13 protein-coding genes are annotated in these 19,465 nt (G+C 46.0%); 5 read left to right on the top strand and 8 right to left on the bottom strand.

What is annotated here, in order from left to right:
- Positions 1-38: 38 nt before the first annotated feature.
- A complete protein-coding gene (locus FIU99_RS20625) occupies positions 39-1,316 on the top strand; it encodes an HD-GYP domain-containing protein (protein WP_006960194.1) in 1,278 nt (425 codons plus the stop codon).
- A 29-nt stretch (positions 1,317-1,345) separates the two neighbouring features.
- Here FIU99_RS20625 and FIU99_RS20620 read toward each other — a convergent pair whose 3' ends face one another.
- Entirely contained in the window at positions 1,346-1,999 is a 654-nt protein-coding gene (locus FIU99_RS20620; RefSeq protein WP_006960195.1) for a DUF2057 family protein, read from the bottom strand.
- Positions 2,000-2,501: 502 nt separating this feature from the next.
- Here FIU99_RS20620 and FIU99_RS20615 point away from each other — a divergent pair.
- Together FIU99_RS20615 and FIU99_RS20610 are read left to right on the top strand one after the other, a co-directional pair.
- Positions 2,502-3,899, top strand: a complete 1,398-nt coding sequence (locus FIU99_RS20615) for a tryptophanase (RefSeq protein ID WP_006960196.1) — start codon at positions 2,502-2,504, stop codon at positions 3,897-3,899.
- A gap of 412 nt (positions 3,900-4,311) precedes the next feature.
- Positions 4,312-6,840 carry a glycosyl hydrolase family 18 protein gene (locus FIU99_RS20610; protein WP_039951874.1) on the top strand — a complete coding sequence of 843 codons (2,529 nt, stop codon included), beginning with the start codon at positions 4,312-4,314 and terminating at the stop codon, positions 6,838-6,840.
- A gap of 72 nt (positions 6,841-6,912) precedes the next feature.
- On the opposite strand, the gene FIU99_RS20605 is transcribed toward FIU99_RS20610, so the two are convergent.
- From FIU99_RS20605 to FIU99_RS20590, 4 genes are read right to left on the bottom strand one after another with little or no spacing between them, the layout of a single operon-like run.
- Positions 6,913-9,027, bottom strand: coding sequence for a type I secretion system permease/ATPase (locus FIU99_RS20605; RefSeq protein WP_006960198.1), 2,115 nt, complete (start codon positions 9,025-9,027; stop codon positions 6,913-6,915).
- Between the two features lie 11 nt (positions 9,028-9,038).
- Complete coding sequence (locus tag FIU99_RS20600; protein WP_006960199.1) at positions 9,039-10,949, bottom strand: EAL domain-containing protein; 1,911 nt, start codon at positions 10,947-10,949, stop codon at positions 9,039-9,041.
- A 5-nt stretch (positions 10,950-10,954) separates the two neighbouring features.
- Positions 10,955-11,617 carry a transglutaminase-like cysteine peptidase gene (locus FIU99_RS20595; RefSeq protein WP_006960200.1) on the bottom strand — a complete coding sequence of 221 codons (663 nt, stop codon included), beginning with the start codon at positions 11,615-11,617 and terminating at the stop codon, positions 10,955-10,957.
- 46 nt (positions 11,618-11,663) lie between these two features.
- Entirely contained in the window at positions 11,664-13,055 is a 1,392-nt protein-coding gene (locus tag FIU99_RS20590; protein ID WP_006960201.1) for an HlyD family type I secretion periplasmic adaptor subunit, read from the bottom strand.
- 282 nt (positions 13,056-13,337) lie between these two features.
- Here FIU99_RS20590 and pdxH point away from each other — a divergent pair, with 282 nt between their 5' ends.
- Positions 13,338-13,973 (top strand): pyridoxamine 5'-phosphate oxidase, encoded by a 636-nt coding sequence (gene pdxH, locus FIU99_RS20585; protein WP_006960202.1) that lies wholly within the window; start codon positions 13,338-13,340, stop codon positions 13,971-13,973.
- 37 nt (positions 13,974-14,010) lie between these two features.
- On the opposite strand, the gene FIU99_RS20580 is transcribed toward pdxH, so the two are convergent.
- The 3 genes from FIU99_RS20580 to FIU99_RS20570 all read right to left on the bottom strand — a co-directional run bounded on the left by FIU99_RS20580 (position 14,011) and on the right by FIU99_RS20570 (position 18,154).
- On the bottom strand, positions 14,011-14,724 hold the full coding sequence (locus FIU99_RS20580; RefSeq protein ID WP_006960203.1) for a helix-turn-helix transcriptional regulator: 714 nt from the start codon (positions 14,722-14,724) through the stop codon (positions 14,011-14,013).
- 342 nt (positions 14,725-15,066) lie between these two features.
- Positions 15,067-16,896 carry an SUMF1/EgtB/PvdO family nonheme iron enzyme gene (locus FIU99_RS20575; protein ID WP_006960204.1) on the bottom strand — a complete coding sequence of 610 codons (1,830 nt, stop codon included), beginning with the start codon at positions 16,894-16,896 and terminating at the stop codon, positions 15,067-15,069.
- A gap of 148 nt (positions 16,897-17,044) precedes the next feature.
- Positions 17,045-18,154 carry a PEGA domain-containing protein gene (locus tag FIU99_RS20570; RefSeq protein ID WP_006960205.1) on the bottom strand — a complete coding sequence of 370 codons (1,110 nt, stop codon included), beginning with the start codon at positions 18,152-18,154 and terminating at the stop codon, positions 17,045-17,047.
- 447 nt (positions 18,155-18,601) lie between these two features.
- On the opposite strand from FIU99_RS20570, the gene FIU99_RS20565 reads away from it, so the two are divergent.
- Positions 18,602-19,417, top strand: coding sequence for an AraC family transcriptional regulator (locus tag FIU99_RS20565; protein ID WP_006960206.1), 816 nt, complete (start codon positions 18,602-18,604; stop codon positions 19,415-19,417).
- Positions 19,418-19,465: the final 48 nt, after the last annotated feature.

The raw sequence follows: 19,465 nt of genomic DNA, 5'->3' as shown, positions 1-19,465 counted from the left end.
CCTAAAATAAGAAAAATTAGTCAGTTAGGTTATTACTAATGGATGAGCCGCTTGATAACGTAAGCGTAGATTTACGTCAGGTGCTATTTGAAATCGCTTCAGCCCTCGATGCAGTCGGGATCGATGATATAAATCACGGTCACCGGGTTGCATACATTGCTTATCAATGTGCTAAACGAATGGGGTGGGAGGAAGAGCAGGCTCAAATCGCTTTTTCCCTGGGATTGATCCATGATTGCGGTGTTTCGCAGTCTAATGAGCGTTCCTATCTATTCAAGTCGATGGCTCCGGAGAACACCAAAAAGCATTGTATTAAAGGTTATGGGCTGTTGAGCGCTTGCCCGCCTCTGGCTGGATTAGCATTGCCAGTTCTGTATCATCATACCTGGTGGGAGCAGCTGAGCGGCGAAACCAGAGCTTCAGAAAACGATAAACTACTCGCCGGATTGCTATTCATCTCTGACCGGGTTGATTATCTCTACTCACGTTTTTACCCAGACCAATACGGCAATATCACCGAGAACAACAAAAAATCGATCATCGGGGAATTGACCGCCAATGCTGGGATCTTGTTTGAGCCTAATATGGTTCAGCACATGTGTGAGTTGATAGACAACGATGACTTCTGGTTTTCAATGGAATCTCGCTATATCGAGACAATGGCAAGTCGCTTTCCATCGGTGCCTTTCTTTTCATCTCGATTGGGATTGGAAGACACGATTGCTGTAGCGGAATTCTTTGCCCAGATTGTCGATGCAAAAAGCACTTTCACGTTTCAGCACTCTCGTCATGTTGCGGAGTTAACGTCATTTCTGGGTAAACAACTGGGGTACTCGACCAAAGCACAACGAATGTTGTATCTGGCAGGGTTAGTGCACGATATTGGAAAACTGAAAACTCCGGTCGCGGTTTTGCATAAACCTGCAGAGCTGACGGATGAAGAGTATGCGTGCATAAAGCGCCATGCGACCGATACCCGTCACGCATTGACCAATATGTTTCGCTCTAGCCAAGTTATTGATTGGGCTTCGAATCACCATGAAAGGCTGGATGGGTCTGGTTACCCGTTAGGGAAAACAGCCAAAGATCTCGATCAACCAAGCCGAATTGTGGCCATTGCCGATGTGTTTCAGGCTCTGACTCAATCACGCCCTTATCGACAAGGCGTGTCACTTGAGGAAACAATGCAAATACTGCAGGAATTGGTAGATGAATCGAAACTGGATTCTGTCGTGTTTGAGTGTCTGATGGAGAACGATCTTGAGTGCTATCAGATTTCAACAGGTCACCCTGCCATAGAAAAAGCCAGCGCTTAATGCGCTGGCTTTTGGCTTATTGAGCTTGATTACTTTTCCAGTAAGAACTGTTTGAAGCGCGCCTGTGTTTCCGCGTCGGCTTTGTTATACCAGAAATGCAGCATTTCCTCGGCAGTCGAGTCGCCTTTGACGCCTTCTTTGGTGACTTTAGCAGGTAGCGTTACTGGCTGTACCGTGGCGCCAATAGCGGCGGCAGAGACAGCTGCAACACCACCTCGGCGGTTGTAATCTGCCAGTTCAATCTGGAAGTTTCGGCCAATCTGCATACCGTCTTTTACGAGCTTATCCTGCGTAACTGCTAGAGCGCTACCACTTGCAGTTGTGAGCTGCCAGTCGACATTTTTAATCTTCTTCTCCGCTTCGTGTTGATCGCGGTATTTAGGCATATCGAATGTCAGTTCAGTATCGTTGGTATCAAACGTGGCAATAATGGGATCGCTTTCAAGAATAATACGGTCATTACCTTGCGTGAAGTATGGCTGGTAGCGGAACAAAACTTGGTTTTCGCCGTCAGGTAAAGTCAGCGTTTTGTTTGCTGAAAAGAAGCCACCAGAGAGCTCTGGTTTTGCGTCGTTCGCAACCAATACATCCACAGTGTCTGGGACGGTAATGGTTACTTCAGCCGCCGCCATACCGCTGATGCTTAATGCAACGGCGGCCAATAATGTTGTTTTGATTTTCATGACTTGATCCATTTGATTTGGTTAGCCAACACTTTGCCTAGCAAGTCCAGATATTTCAATTAGATGAATGTCAAAGTGATAAGATTTCACGGAAACTTAACTTTCAGTGATGATAAACCACTAACTAAGCGCAAGCTAAGTGTGACAGGTGTTTAGGGGTACGGATGACTTATTTTGCTAAGGTTTATTAAATAATGATTTTGGGGTGTGTGATTTATAAATTTTGAGTGACATTTCACGGTAAATAGGTGAGATCACGACTATATTGATGGTTATGTCTATAACCTACGAGAAGGATAACGCTATGAACTGCATTTGGATGCAAGACAGCCGTTTTGTGTTGTCGTCATGGTACAACTTAGACTTTTGCCTATCGCTTTTGAGCAAAGAATCCCCTTCGCTTTGATTTCCTGGGTGCACTCGCACCATCTATTCGCAATTTAACGCTTTAAATCCGATGCAGATTGTCTGCAGGGATCGATCTATCTATAGGAAATTAAATATGAAACGCATTCCAGAACCCTTTCGCATTAAAATGGTTGAACCGATCAAAATGACCACTTATCAAGACCGAGTTGCTGCGCTTGACGAAGCCGGTCTGAACCCTTTCTTATTAAAAAGTGATGATGTCTATATTGACCTTCTGACTGACTCGGGCACAGGTGCGATGAGTGACAACCAGTGGGCTGGTTTGATGATGGGGGACGAGTCTTACGCAGGGAGTCGCAACTATTACAATCTTTGTCAGGCGGTCGAGCACTTTTTTGGTTATAAACTAACGGTGCCCGCTCACCAAGGTCGCGGGGCGGAGCAAATTCTATTCCCGGCATTGATTGAGCGTATGCGCAGTGTTCGCGGCGGGACGGAGCCAGTTTTCATCTCCAACTATCACTTTGATACCACGGCGGGGCATATTGAGTTAAATGGAGGCAAGGCCATTAATGTCGTCGACAGACATGCTTTTGATACGACGACCCCGTATGACTGGAAAGGTGATTTCGACCTCGACAAACTTGAAGCGACTATTGAGCAGTATGGTGCACATAACATTTGCGCCATCATCACCACGGTGACTTGTAACAGCTCTGGTGGTCAGCCGGTGTCTATGGCCAACATGCGCGCGGTTTATGAGTTGGCAAGCAAGAATGACATCCCTGTTGTGATCGATTCTGCACGCTATTGTGAAAACGCCTATTTCATTAAACAGCGTGAGGAGGGATATCAGGATAAGTCGATCCTCGAAATCATCCGAGAGATGTATCAATACGGTGATATGCTGACTATGTCCGCTAAGAAGGACCCTATGGTCAATATTGGTGGCCTGTGCTGTATTCGTGATCACCAAGAGCTGTTCCAAGCCGTACAAACGCGTTGTGTGCCAATGGAAGGGTTTGTCACTTATGGCGGTATGGCAGGGCGAGACATGGAAGCGTTGGCTCGCGGCCTTTATGAAGGTGCAGACGAAGATTACCTCCACTATAGGATCAGTCAGGTGCAATATCTTGGTGAGCGTCTGCGTGAAGGGGGGATTCCCATTCAGTATCCAACAGGTGGGCATGCAGTGTTTGTCGATGCAGCGAAGATACTCCCTCACATTCCAGCAGAAGAGTTTCCAGCTCACGTCTTGTGTAATGCCCTATACCTTGAAGCTGGAGTTCGAGCGGTAGAAATTGGTTCGTTGCTCCTGGGGCGTGATCCGGAAACAGGCAAACAAAAATCGTCGGAATTGGAACTGATGCGTCTTACCATTCCTCGTCGTGTATATACCAACGATCACATGGATTATATTGCCGATGCGATCATTGCGCTCAAAGAGCGTGCTCATGAACTTAAAGGCTTAATGTTTGAGTATGAACCTCCCGTGCTGCGTCATTTCACGGCGCGATTTAAGTCCAAATAATCCTTAATTAAAACCTGCCTCCTAAAATTTTTAGGGGGCAGTATTTTGTAATGGCGATCCTCCAATATTTGGTATCTCATTCTTTAAATTATTGACAAATAAGTATGTTTCTCGGCTTGCTAGGATTTTATAAATTATGGGTCGAAATCCAATTTGTAATGTAACAGACCTCGTATATACAACTATTTTCTGATCTTGCCTCGAAAACAACCTTTATTTTTTTTATCAAAAAAAAAGTCTCTCAAATACTGAAAGTGATGTTCTTCGCGATGTATCCGTAGAACAGCGAATACCGATCCTCGATAAGTCTTTCGGCTCAATACTTGGCCAGCAGGCAGTTAAACGCGGCTTACGATGATAGGTATCACTTCCCAACTTTCGGGTAAATGTACAAGGAATGAGAGAAATAGGTATGAATCGTATAACTTTGTGCGCCGCTAGTATCGCTTTGGCGCTATCCGGCACCGCGATGGCTGCACCAACAGCCCCTAGTATTGATGTTTACGGCTCAAACAATCTTCAGTTCTCGAAGATTGAGTTAGCAATGGAAACCACTTCTGGCTACAACGACATGGTGAAATATTTCGATGAAGCGGATATTACCATTAAATTTAATCAGTGGAGTGGCACAACGGGGGACACCTACAAGGTTTACTTTGACGGTGCTCAGGTAGCAACCGGAGACATTACCGGTAGCCAGACCACAGCAAGCTTCAAATATGCAAATGGCGGTCGTTATCAAATGACGATTGAAGCGTGTGACGCAAGCGGTTGTAGCACGAGTGCGCCTGCTGAAATTGTGGTTGCTGACACCGATGGTGCTCACCTTGCACCGCTGGCGATGAATGTTGATCCAAACAACAAGAGTTACAACACGGACCCTAACACGGTCGTTGGTACTTACTTTGTTGAGTGGGGTATCTATGGCCGTGACTTTACGGTAGACAATATTCCTGCCGATAACCTGACCCATATTCTATACGGCTTTATTCCAATTTGTGGCCCGAATGAATCAGTGAAATCAGTCGGTGGCAACAGTTACAACGCACTGATGACCGCATGTAAAGGAGTGCCAGACTATGAAGTCGTGATTCATGACCCATGGGCAGCTTACCAAAAGAGCTTCCCTCAAGCAGGCCATGAGTACAGTTCTCCTATCAAAGGCAACTACGCGATGCTAATGGCGCTTAAGCAGCGCAATCCAGATCTGAAAATTATCCCTTCCATTGGTGGCTGGACGTTATCAGACCCATTCTTTGACTTTACTACCAAAGCGAACCGAGACACCTTTGTCGCTTCTGTTAAGCGCTTCCTGACGACGTGGAAGTTTTATGATGGTGTGGATATTGACTGGGAATTCCCAGGCGGCGGCGGTGCTGCTCCTGATTTAGGTGATCCTGTAAATGATGGCCCAGCGTACATTGCGTTGATGCAAGAGCTTCGTGCGATGCTTGACCAATTGGAAGCAGACACCGGCAGAACGTATGAGCTTACGTCAGCAATCGGTGTGGGTTACGACAAAATTGAAGATGTGAACTACGGGGATGCAGTTCAGTACATGGATTACATCTTTGCCATGACGTATGACTTCTACGGCGGTTGGAACAATGTTCCTGGTCATCAGACGGCACTGTACTGTGGTACATTCATGCGCCCAGGTCAGTGTGATGGTTCTGGTGTAGATGAAAATGGCGAACCGTACAAAGGCCCTGCTTACACCACGGACAACGGTATTCAGCTTCTGCTAGCGCAAGGTGTTCCTGCGAATAAACTCGTTGTGGGTACCGCCATGTATGGTCGTGGTTGGGAAGGCGTGACACCTGATACGCTCACCGATCCTAATGACCCAATGACTGGAACAGGTACTGGTAAGCTGAAAGGCAGCACAGCACAAGGTGTCTGGGAAGATGGTGTGATTGATTATAAAGGCGTGAAATCCTTTATGCTTGGCGCGGACAATACTGGCATCAACGGTTTTGAATATGGCTACGACGCGCAAGCTGAAGCACCTTGGGTTTGGAATCGCTCTACAGGTCAGCTGATTACGTTTGATGATGACCGCTCTGTGAAAGCGAAAGGCGCATATGTACGTGATTTAGGCCTTGCCGGTCTATTCTCCTGGGAGATTGACGCTGATAACGGTGACATTCTCAATGCTATGCATGAAGGGCTAGCTGGTGGAACACCAGCGAATCGAGCTCCAGTTGCTGCAGCGGGCGCGGATGTTTCAGTAACCGGTCCTGCATCGGTTGTACTGGATGGCAGCAGCTCAAGTGACTCGGATGGCAGTGTTGCAAGCTATGTGTGGGAACAGCTCTCAGGTACTAGCGTTTCACTAACGGGTGCAAACACTGCACAGGCGAGTTTCGATGTAGCTGAAGTTGCGCAAACTGAAACGCTTACTTTCAAATTGACGGTGACGGATAATGAAGGTGCGACGGGCACCGACACAGTTGTTGTGACAGTAAAGGCGAAAGACACTGGCCCTGTAAACACTGCGCCAGTTGCGGCAGTATCAGCACCTGCTACAGCGAATGCTGGAGATGTGGTAGTGGTTGACGCTTCTGGTTCTAGTGATGCAGATAATGACATACTAACGTACAGTTGGGATGTGCCTGCTGGACTCAATGCCACCATTAGTGGTGCAACGGTGACATTCACTGCTGCTGAGTACACGCAAGATACTTCATTGCTATTTACTGTAACAGTCAGTGACTCTCAAGCGACGTCTTCTGCTTCGGCTACTGTTGTTGTCGCGAAGAAGGATACTGGTGGCGGTACTTGTACCAACGCTTGGGATTCTGGCGCAATCTACAATGGCGGTGACCAAGTGACTTGGGATGGTAAAGTCTGGGAAGCGAAGTGGTGGACACAAGGTGATGATCCTACTCAATCTGGTCAGTGGGGTGTTTGGAAAGAAGTAGGCCCTGCAAACTGCTAATCTAAACAACTCTTCTTATCGTAGATAAAGAAAAGCCGCTCAATACTGAGCGGCTTTGTTGTTCTTGTCAGCTTAGTTAACGGCTCTGACTTTACCTTGCTTAAGACTGTTGAGTACTTCAGCTTTAGGCCCATCAGCGATGACGCAGCCTTTCTCCATAACGATGACTCGATCAACCACATCTAGCATGGATGTTTTATGCGTAATCAAGATCAGCGTTTCCGATGGCTTTAGTTGCGCTAACTGTTGCTTGATGTGCATTTCAGAGCGGTTATCCATAGCACTGGTTGGCTCATCCATTAACAGCACTGGTGGGCGACCAAGGAAGGCGCGTGCAATGGTAACGGCTTGACGTTGACCACCGGAGAGCAATAAGCCTCCTTCACCGACCTGACGTTCTAGACCTGCTGGGTCTTGCTGAGTAAATACGGTCACACCAGCGCGGTTAGCCGCATCCATCACATCACGATCGTCGGCCAATGGGCGACCCAAAGTAATGTTATCGCGAATGGAGCCATAGAAGAGCTGGCTGTCTTGTGGCACGCAGCCAATGTTGCGTCGGATGTCGATGTGATGCAGCTGCTCGATATCTGTATCATCGATACGAACATGGCCTTCCGTCGGTTTAAACAATCCAAGGATCAAACGCTCAAGCGTAGTTTTACCTGAGCCAATTCGACCAATAATAGCGACTTTTTCACCAGGATTGATGGTAATGCTCAGGTCTCGAATAGAAGCTATCGGCGAGTCCGGATAGTGGAAGGTGACCTTATCCAATTCAATCTTACCGTGAACAATTGGACGGTGAATATAGCGCTTCCCTTCCTCCTGCTCATCTGGCATTTCCATCACTTGTTCAATAATGGTCATTGAAGACTTGGCTTGGTTGTATCGTGTGGATAGCAAAGAAAGCTGAACCATAGGACCAATGGCTCGACCACTCAACATGGTTGCTGCAATCAGGCCACCCATGGTGAGGTCACCTTCTGCAATCAAGTACACGCCAAGAATGATCATCCCAACATTGGATGCTTGCTGAACGAAGCCTGCGGTGTTCTGGATGCCATCTGTGATGCGACGACTCTTGATGTTCCAGTTTGCCATATGAGCGACCGCTTCTTCCCAGCGGAACTGGAATTGGCTTTGCGCACCAAACAGCTTGACGGTTTCTAGCCCTGACAGACTCTCAATAAGGTTAGCGTACTTTTGTGAGGCTAGGCGTGAACCCTCTTCAATTGTGCGTCGCAAAGGTCCCTGAATCAGCGCCGAGTAGATAATTAGGATCAGCACGCCTGCAATTGGAACCAAAACAAGATTACCCGCCATCAGCCAGATTAGAACAAGGAATAGCAGCGCAAAAGGCAAGTCAATTAAAGAACCAATGGTGGCTGAAGTGAAAAATTCCCGAATGGACTCAAATTCTTGCAAATGACGAGCAAACGCGCCGACCGACGGTGGTCTCGCTTCCATTCGAATGCCAAGTACTTTACTGAACAGCTTGGAAGAGATCAGAATATCGGATTTTTTGCCTGCCACGTCGATAAAGTAGCTGCGCATTATCTTGAGTGTCAGATCAAACAGGAAGATGACAAAGATACCGCTTGCCAGCACCCACAAGGTTTCGAAGGCGAGGTTGGGCACCACCTTGTCATACACCAAACGGGTAAACATTGGCGCTGCAACGGCAAACAAGTTAATCAGAATAGAAGCGATCAACACGTCACGATAGATGTTCTTCGACTGCCAAATCGTGCTCCAGAACCAGTGCCCTTCGCGCGTTTTGAGGACTTCTGGAGAACGTTCGTCATAACGGAACTGTTTCTTAACCAGAAAGTAGCGACCAATGTAGAGTTCTTCCAGTTCATCAAGCGGAATAGCGATTGGTACTAAGCCAGATTCGCCAGTGACGATTTCTGCTTCCTGTTTATCACTGTTGATAGTGTTAAGCACGCACGCATCACCACTTTTTAGCAGTAAGACCACAGGCAAAACTAAATCCGAAATATCTTCGAGTTTGGAACGGTTCTCTTTCGCGACCAGACCGGCACGCTCAGCCGAGCGAGGGAATAAAAATGGTGTCAGCTTGCCTTCGGTTAAAGGCAAGCCATTTATCAAGGCTTCCGGCGAGTTAGCCAGACCGTAATAGCGGCTGACGTAAATCAGCGAATTTAATAAAGGATCCTGCATCTATAACCTTTTTACTTATCGACAATGAAGCCTTGGAAGACATCAATAAAGTGTTCAGACAAGAAATCCAACTGGATTTGTGTCTCAACTCGGGACGCAATGGTTTTAATACCAAGGTTATGTGCGGTACGTGAGATAGAAGTCAGGGTAAATTTCTGCTTCTCATCATCCAGATGGTGCGTGTATAGGTAATCCAGTTTGACGTAAGCCGGGCGGAATTCGTTAATGTAATCCAGCGATTGGAAGTTACGTCCGTAGTTATCGACACCAAAATCCGCACCTGCACCACGAACCGCATTACAGAATAAAGCTGTATGGTGCGGTGTATTGACAAAGCAGCTTTCGGGAACTTCGAAATGTAGCTTATCGGCAACGGACTTATGGCGATTCAACATCTGAGTGATCCAGCGGATAAAGCTTGGCTGGGCAATACTGCTTTGCGAAATGTTGATGGCAATTGGTTCAGAAAATTCCCCTTTCTCAAGGCGTTCGACAATGGACTTGATAACGTATTCATCAAACAGGTGGCTGGCATTGAGCTGTTCTAAGGCAAACAGGTATTGGTTAGCACTGAAGCGTTCGCCATTTTTCTCAATCGCAGAAAAGACTTCTCGGTGATAAGTTCTTCCACCTTCGTCATTGGCAGCTTGGAATCGGAACTGGAACCAATCGTTACTGATGGCTTCCTCAACCAACGTTTTCCATTGCTGTTTACCCATCAGATTTTCAGAGTTATCACCCGTGACGTAGCCATAGGTAATTTCCGGATCAGACTTAGCCGTTGCCAGTGCGTTATCTAGCATGGTCAAAATTTCAGATGGGTTCTTAGTTGTTTCACTGTATACAACACCCAGTGATAGGTTGGAGGTAGCCATGCCTGTCGGATCGGCGTTGATGTCCTGAACATAAGTTACGATGCTATCGGAAACCAGTTTAAGGTCCACTTCATCCATATTTGGCAGGATGAAACCGAATTCTGCGGAGGAGATTCGAGCCAGCGTCACATCTGGAGACGTGAGAGAGATTTTAAGATGGTCAGCCAACTCACGTACCATTCCATCACCAGCTTCGTAACCTTTCTCTTCATAAAGCTCGTTGATGAAGCTTGCTTCGAGGATTGCAACACCGCCGATACCGCCTTCACCAAGCCACGAGTTAAGCTGACTCATATAGTAAGCGCGGTTTCCAAGCCCTGATACTGGATCAATGTAGGCACGCTCACGTAGTTGCTGTGCTTCTTTTGCTTGCGCCTTAAAGGATTGTTCTACTTGAGCAGACATGCTGTTAATGCCGTCAACGACATAAATAAGATCTTTCGTGCTCGGTCTTGGGAGTGGTTCACCAAAGTGATTACGTGCCACTTGCTCCATTTTTTCAACGATGAGCTGAAGAGGACGAAGGGCGCGCTTAAGAATGAAGGCAATTGATAAGAGTCCGATAGTGAAAATCAGACTGAACGCGATAACTAGGCGCTCAAATGCGTTCCACAGCTGGGTGTAGGCATCCCCAGTGTGGCTGACAATCTCAACTTCTGCCAGTTGCATCCATCCGCTAGTAACGACTCGGCGCTCGTGAATTTTCTCAAACAGGTGCAGTTTGGTAAACCAATCTGGCACATCCAGTGGCTTGACGGGGTACGAACGAAGAATTTCCTCACCATTATCGAGGAAAATCAGTCGAACGACTGAATAACTGCTGCCATCAAACAGGGCATTAATGACGGATTCAACGGCGACCTGATCCTTGTTCTCCAGATATGGAGCCAAAGCAAGACCGACTGTGTTGATGGTGTTATTCACTTCAGAGCGCTGCTGCTGCACTAAGTTATTGCGCGTGGTGTTAAATTCGATGATGAAGACCGAAGCCATCAGCATCAAAAATACAGCAATCATTCCCGCGACAAGCTGTTTATATAAAGTCATATTGCCTACTCATCGTAATTCACTATTGGTTTGTTGAGTTTGAGTGATTTTTCTCGTGCACGAAGATCATTCCATAGACTAAGTCTGGATGATTTTCCTGCCAGTTGTCCTTGTTTTGATTTCATCAGCCATAGGTTTTTACCGTTGAAGCTGTAAATCGGTAGTAAGTCCCTGCGTTTGGAGGCTTTTTTTATCTCTGGGTCGATATTATCGAGCAGAATCGGTTCCGCACTGGGCTTAGAGTAATATGCGAGCACCATGTGAAACTGGTTAAGCGTGATAGCTTTAACGTATACCAAACGCAGTTTTTTATCTGAGACGCCCAGCTCAAGGAGAGAGAAATACTTTGCGATGGTAAAATCTTCGCAATCGCCGGCATTACTGCCGAGAAATTCCAACGGAGTAGCCCAGTAGTCTTTCTTTCCCCATAAACGGTCATCGTTGACAAAGTTCAGCTGGTTAAAGAAGCTATTGACTTCAGTGAGCTTTTGTCTTTCCGAAAGCCCCTTAAACTGTTCCATTTCACGACGCCATGTTTCGACACGTTTGCCTGCTCGATCACCATAAGTATTACGCACAGCCTCGACCCAGCGCTGCTCTTGAGTATTGAGCGCCTGTGAAGCTGTGGAAGCTAAAATAATAAATAGAGCTGCGAGCCAGTATTTCATGTTGGCTATACTCTGACCTTACTTGCAGTCTCAGTTGTTCGCATCTTTATTCCTTTAGTGCGTTGTTTTTGGCGCCCAAAATTGGTTTAAGTAAGTATTCCATTACCGTGCGTTTGCCTGTGATGATATCGACAGAAGCGGTCATCCCAGGAATGATGGGTAAAGAGGTATCGTTGTTCAGGCTGGTTTCTTTAGTTCGCACTCTAACCAGATAAAAGCTATTGCCTTCTTCGTCTGTCGTGGTATCAGCACTGATGTGCTCTAACGTTCCTTCCAAACCCCCGTATTTGGTGAAATCATATGCACTGAACTTAACGATGGCATGCAATTCAGGGCGTAGGAAGGCAATATCCTGTGGGGCAATTTTTGCTTCGACCAACAGAGTATCTTCACTTGGGACAATCTCAACGATATCCATGCCCGGTTGGATAACACCACCGACGGTATTCACATTCAGTGTTTTTACTGTTCCGGTAACGGGGGATACGACCACAGTTCGATTTACTCTGTCTTCAAGCCCTACTGTTGATTCGGTTAGGGCTGATAGCTTGTCCTGTGCTTCGTTAAGCTTTTCTTGTTGCTCAGAGCGGAATTTTTGTGCGGCATCTATCCGGCTGAGCATGGATTCTTTGATAGAGGATCTTAAGACGGGAACCTTCAGTTCACTCGAAGTCATCTCCCGGCGGGTATCATTAACTTGACGTTGTAATTTAAGCAACTCAATACGTGGAACAACACCTTCATCAGCGAGTGGTTTGGTGATTTCCAGCTCTTTACGGGCAAAATTGTAGCTTTCACGTAAGTTGCTTACCCTAGCCTGAATTTCGACGAGGTCTTGCTGCTTCTGTTTAACTTGTTGATCGATCACTGAGATTTGGTTACGCAGGTTATTTAAGTCTTGACGATACTCAGCGCGCTGGCGAGCGACGAGTTTTGGTTGACGTTCTTCAAGTTCAGGTGGAAATGCCAGTTTACTGAAGTCGAGTTGAACACTTTGCTGCCAAGATTTTTCACTGAAGTCTTCATTCACACTCACGCTGGTGATAGACGCTGATAGCTGCAGAACACTGGCCGTCAGGTTTGCCACTTGCTGTTCGCGTTCACGAAAATCTGAGCGAAAGCGGGTATCATCGATCAAAAGTAGTTGCTGACCTTTCTGAACGATTTGACCTTCACGAACGAGGATTTCTTTAACTAGGCCGCCTTCAAGGTTTTGTACTACTTGTATTTGAGAAGAAGGCACAACCTTCCCTTGCCCAACGGTAACTTTATCGATCTGAGCCCAAGACGCCCATGCCCCAGCAAGGATAAAAAACAAAACCATCACCCACAGCATAATTCTCGCGCTGCTTGGCGTATTGAGCAAGAGCGCTGCTGTTTTGTCATCTACATACTCAAGCTCATTGTTAGCGAGCTTGTTGTAATTGTCTTGACCCATTGATGATCCTTGTTACTTCTACGTATTTGATTGATTCTATTATCCAAAATGATAAATGTTAAGCTGTAGTCGTTAGAACGGTGTGCCATATCAAACACTTAAATAATAGAAAACAATCAATCAGTTGTACTAAGTATATACGGCGATTTTTCTTGATAACTTGCTTTCTACCGATAGATAGCGCTTTACGTGCATCAAATCTCCCGAGACAATCTGGTACATGAGCTTGTGTTCATGTATATATGAGCGCACAATCGGCAAAAAAATTTCGCAGGAGAGAAGATGGAACTCGAAGATATCCGCCGTGAATACAGTAAAGGTGGTTTGCGTAGGAAAGACCTAAAAACCAACCCAGTAGATCAATTCAATCTATGGTTGCAGCAAGCGATTGACGCTAAACTTACTGACCCAACCGCAATGACAGTGGCGACGGTAGACGAAAACGGTCAGCCTTTCCAGCGAATCGTGTTGCTGAAGTATGTCGATACACAGGGGTTTGTCTTCTATACCAACTTAGGTAGCCGCAAAGCGCAGCAAATTGAAGTTAACTCACGAGTTAGCCTTCATTTCCCATGGCATCCATTGGAGCGTCAGGTGCATATTACGGGTGTGGCTGAAAAACTGAGTGTTGCAGAAAATATTAAGTACTTCTCCTCACGTCCAAAAGAAAGCCAACTGGCGGCGATTGCAAGTAGACAAAGTAGCCGTATTTCTACACGCGGCGTACTGGAAGGTAAGTTTCTCGAGCTAAAGCAAAAGTTTGCACAGGGCGAGATTCCTGTTCCTAGCTTCTGGGGAGGATTTCGTATTAAACCTGAAAGCATTGAGTTTTGGCAGGGTGGCGATCACCGCCTTCATGACCGCTTTTTATTCTCCAAGTCAGATAACGAGTGGCAGATTGACCGTTTAGCACCATAGGTTAGCCGCTTACAAGACATACGTTGAATACGCCGTGCTATGCGGCGTATTCATTACTCAATACCACTGAAAGCTGTGTTCTCAGCAGGGTTTGAGGGATGTGCGAGCCAAATCCTGCATCCAGAGCCATATCAATCAGTTGTGCTTTACTGTGGGCACCAAATTTCCCTCTTAGGTGCAACACGTAGTTTTCCAGCGTTTTAGTCGAGATGTTCATGACATCGGCTATGTATTTCGGCTTCTTACCGTACAGCAACAAAAATAATACTTCTGACTCTCTTGTTGTCAGCTTGATTTGATGGTTTTGCGGCGACAATTGATTCAACGAGATTCGCTCTTCACTGTGTAAACCCGTCGCCCGACAAATCCAATGACCGACCTCCAACACTGCGGTATCAGTCAGCTCTTGACCATAGAAGATAGTGCCCTGAACGTTTCCTTGAGAGTCATACCAAGGGGACTTACTGAAAATGTGTGTGCGCCAACTGCCGTCAGGGTAGGGGTGAACATCCAGTACCTTAATTGACTGTTTAGTCTCAATCACGAACCTATCTTGCTCCTGAAAGTCACTGGCACACTTAGTGGTTGGGCTAGGCATCTGATGATCGGTGAGACCGATACAATCCTCTGGCAGTTCAAAGCCAATGAGCTTGGCATAAGAGTGGTTAGCGTAAGCGAAAACGGAATTGAGGTCTTTGCATCCCCAGTAGCCAGGGAGTTGGTTGAATAAAGAAATTAGGTGCGGTTCCAAAGCGATGTCTACCTTTTACAGTACTCCGGTTATGATATCAGATGAGTAATCTGTCAATCCATCCCAGATTTGCTGTAAGGGCTTTAAAAATAAGAATTTTTGCGGTAAATCGACAAGTATCGAACGAAAAAAAGCCAGCTATCGACAGGATGGCTGGCAAACACAAGAATAATTCTTGTCGACGTGTAGAAGAGGTTCTATGCACTCAGTACGAGGAACTGAGCATAGACGTATCAATCGATACTGAGCCCATTGTTGGGTGAGCTCAGGGGAAATTCTACGTGGAAATGACGTACAAAAAAGGGGGGAAATCCCCCCTAAACCATTATGTGTATTGTTTATTTAATTGATGTCTCTTACGACACGGAATCCGACATAGTTTGCAGCAGACGAACTTGATAGCGAAAGCTGCTGATGAGCCGCTGCCATGTCTGGTGAAAAGTTCCATGCGCCACCTTTTAGCAGACCGCGAGAGTCACTGGTCCATTGCCAGATGTTACCCACAGTATCGTAAATACCTAAACGGTTTGGTTTGAACGCATTGACTGGAGAGGTACTCTTGTTTGACCAAGGCGTTCCTCCCCAACCCGTGTTGGCTTGATTGGGGATAAAACTGTCACCCCACCAATAGTTGGTTTCCGCGCCTGCTCTTGCGGCGATCTCCCATTCATCCTCACTTGGTAGACGATAGGTATGTTTGGTTTTTGTGCTTAACCAGTTTACGTAGGCTTGAGCATCGTTTCTGCTAACACAAACCACAGGAGAGTTTGCTGCTTGTTTAAAGCCAGGGTTACGCCAGTAGCCTTTCGAGATAGGTGTTACTTCGCCTTTTACAATAGCGGTACAGGTGTTCTTAAGCTCCGCGTCAGTCTGGTAGTTAGTGGCGTCAACGAACGTTTTAAACTGACCAACGGTAATAGGAGTAGTACCAAAGCCGAATGGGTGTTTCAACTGAAGTTGCTTTGAGCCATGTTCACCAAGAATGTACTGGCCTGATAGAATAGTGGACAACTCAGGGCCTTGATAACCAGAGCCCAGTGAGTCTGCGAACTTGTCACCTTCACGCAATGGGTTCTCTTTTTCGACCAGAACAGCACGAAGATTTTGATCACGTCTGACGGTCAGCTCACGATGGAAAGAGCGGTAGCCTTCTTTCTGGACGGTAATCATATGCGGCCCAACGGGTAACATGACTTCGACAGGAGTACTGCCATAGTTTACGCCGTTGATCTCAACGTTATCATCGTAAAGGTTAGAACGGATATTCAAAGTGACCCAAGCCACTTCTTTATTGCTAACAAACTGATCTTTATCGCTCAGTGCTTCCGGTTCGAAGCAGTATTTCTTATCGATGCCCAATAGTGTACAAGCTGCGCTTTGGGTTGGTCTGGCTTGCATCTCAACGTCCATTAAGCTGCGGTAACGAACACCATCATAGAAGCCAGATTCTTTCGCTTTTGAGCGCAAAACGTGAATGTTGAAGGGAACCTTATTGGCATGCAGTTTCACCACTTGAGGCTCACTGGTACCTGCTACAAGTTCTGACTGGAATTGCTTAACCGCCTTCTGCAATGCAAGATCGCGAGTCTGGCGATCACACTGGGCAATAGTCATATCTGCCTGACAACGATTTGTGAAACTCACAGATAAGGAGTGAGCTTGCTGAAGTTCCTCTTGAAGGCGCTCGGCGCGTGCACGCAACTTATTCTGGTCGAGAGCATCAATGCCTTGCTCAATCGATTCAACTTCATTGTTCGCGAGATCAAGCTGGTGTTTAAGCTCTTGCAGTTGCTGTTCTTCTGATAGGCGTTCTTTCTGGTTTTGTTTTACCTTTGACCAGGCATCTTGGTAGGCTTTCTGAGTAGCGGCGAGATCGATGTTCGGGTCTTCAATCATCCGTGAGTAATCACTTTCAAGGCGTGTTTTTGCCTCGGTCAGTGCCTCATCAAGCGATTTGGCCAGCTTGGTTAATTCAGAGACAGATTGTTGCTGTTGCTCATACGTCGCTTTTTGCTCATCCCGAGCTTGAGTTGCCGCTTTCAGCTCTCCATGCCTATCAAATAACTGCTGATCAATTTCGACAATAGGATCACGAGTATCCTGTGCCGCAACATTAGCTGTGATGAAGCATGGTGATAAAGCAAGAAGAAGCGTTGGTAAACCAGTTCGCATTATCTATATCTACAATTCTTTTCTATCTAATGGGCTTATTCTAAACGAAAACGCCATTTTGTCTTAAGTTATAAAGCGATAACTTACGACAAAACGGCGTTTTAGGTCAATTTTGTGCAATTCCCCTCTTTCCAAAAAGAGAAGTGGGTTAAATATCTGAATCTGGGCGCAACTTCACCCATACTGTATCGTTGCCATTGACTGGAATTGTACGGTTATAGGTTTGGTAGCCATCTTTCGACACAGTAAACTGGTGTTTGCCTCTTGGTAACACAACTTCAACTGGTGTGCTGCCGTAGTTGACACCGTTAATGGTGACACGATCTTCGTACTGATCTGAACGAATGGTAATGTTTGCCCAACTCTTCTCTTTGTTGCCTTGTTCTTTCTTGACAACTTCGGTGCCGTTTAGGCAGTAACGAGATGACACGTTCAATAGCTTACAAGCTGCAGAGGCTTCTGGACGCGCCTGAAGTTGCGCCTGCATTTCAGTGTAGTAGCTGTTGTTACCTTCAAAACCAGAGCGGATGATTTGGCTTTCCTGAACAAACACATTCAGCTGCACACCTTTAAGGTTCTGCTTAGCCAGATTGGCTTCAGTTAAACCATCAAGCAGTTTCGCTTTGAACGTGTTTACAGCGCGCTGCTTAGTTAGGTATTTACCTTGATTGGTACATTCACCAAGTGTCATGGTAGCAGAACAAGTGGTCTTAAATGCTGTGTTGAGCACATCGCTTTCGCGCAATTCAGCGTCAAGACGCTTCACTCGCGCTTCGACTTTCTGCTCTTTTAGGTAAGATAACTCTGAGTTAATGCGAGAGCGTTTCTGTTTGATTTGCGACAAACGCATTTCCTGTTCGGTAATGGTTTGTTCCTGTTCCAGAATCTGACTTTGGTTCTCTTTAACCGAAGCCCAAGCTTGTTGATACTCCTGCTGGAAAGAAAGCAGGTCAACATCTGGATCGTCTAGAAGGCGGTTATATTGCTTGTCCAGTGCAGACTTGGCACGGTTACGTTTGGCGTTTAGCTCTTGCTCTTCACGCTGGTACTTGGTCAGCTCAGCCCTTAGCTGCTGTAAACGCTCAGATTCTTGTTCAAACTCAGCTCCAAGTGTCTGTAGTTCACTTTGTTTGTTCTCTAACTTTCCATCGATAGTTGCGACAGGATCGGCAGAGGTTGCCGTTTCCGCAAAAACCGAAGTCGATACCCACATAGGGCTTAGCGCAAGTAAAAGCGCTGGGATGCGACGTGTTATCATATTTCCCTGCAACAATTAACGTTTCATTTTACCAACGTAAAAACCAAAAAAAGACAAACTTTTGACAGTCCTTGTTTCCCTGCCTCTCCCAAGTTTTCTTTTAACCTAGCATCTTTCTTTTTAACAGATTAATCAGATTAATCTAACTTAAGTATATAAAACTTGGATGCTATCTATCATTTTGAGTTGATTGGGGAAATATGCAAGTGAAGATTGGGCATCTTCAAAAAGAAAAGTTGCTAGAAGTGACATATACCGTAATTTATGTGCACTTGATCATTCTTCCGGAGCGGTTGAAAGTGTGCTTTTTAACCTATGTTCGGTACTTTTTTCACTCTTCAATAATGTGATACTGTACCCAATTGCATATTAATCGATAAATTTCGAATTGAAGGGATTTTGGTATAACATGCGACTCTAGTGCCATTCGAGATCACAAATTGTGCCATGACAGCATCTAAGTACACACAATTGATTGGTGAACATGCCAAACTTTTGTCACCCAAGCCCGCAGAGCTAGTGACACTGCCGTCTTATATGGACTGCCACGATCACAGCTATACCCAAATTGTGATTGGATTGAAAGGGCAGGCGGAATTTGAAGTAAGTGGGTTTGGTAATTTAGTTGGGCCTGGTCAAGGCTGTGTGGTTACGTCTGGCTCTGGTCATGCGTTTGGCGGTGTAGTCGGACAATCCGATATTCTGGTGTTGAACATGCCCGCGCCATCAGGCGATGACCCGTTAATGCTGCAAAAACTCAACGAACTCAACCAGCGTGATACCTATTTCCAACTCGATGGACAAATTCAAAAGCTGATACAAATGCTCGTTGCAGAAATGCAGTCTAGCCCAGAGGACTTGCTTCTCAGCCGGGCTTGTAATGACACTGTGATTGCTTTGATGCAGCGTCATATGTCGAACTTTGCAACATCCCGTAAAGATTCACGCTTCGACCTTGAAGCCATCGACAGATACATTGAACAACATCTTAGTCAGAAGATATCCGTTGCTCAGTTAGCAGGTAGCGTGTTTCTTGGTGAGAGTCAGTTTCACAACTTGTTCAAAGAACAGATGGGCATTACACCTCACCAATACGTGTTGGGTAAGCGGATAGATATGGCCAAGTCATTGATTGAAAAAGGCCACCTTTCATTAGGTCAAGTAGCAGAGCTGACGGGCTTCTCCGGCCAAAGTGCTTTTACTCATACCTTTTCTCGTCTTCAAGGCATGTCTCCATCTCAATACAAGAAACAATTTGGTTAAATAAGAAAAGATTAACCATATATTATTTTGCTTATATGCATGTGACTC

It is taken from the genome of Vibrio sp. THAF64, assembly GCF_009363455.1.
In the GTDB taxonomy this organism is placed as follows: domain Bacteria; phylum Pseudomonadota; class Gammaproteobacteria; order Enterobacterales; family Vibrionaceae; genus Vibrio; species Vibrio coralliilyticus.
Note: the sequence above shows the minus strand (reverse complement) of the source record. Positions and strands in the feature narration are given on the sequence as shown.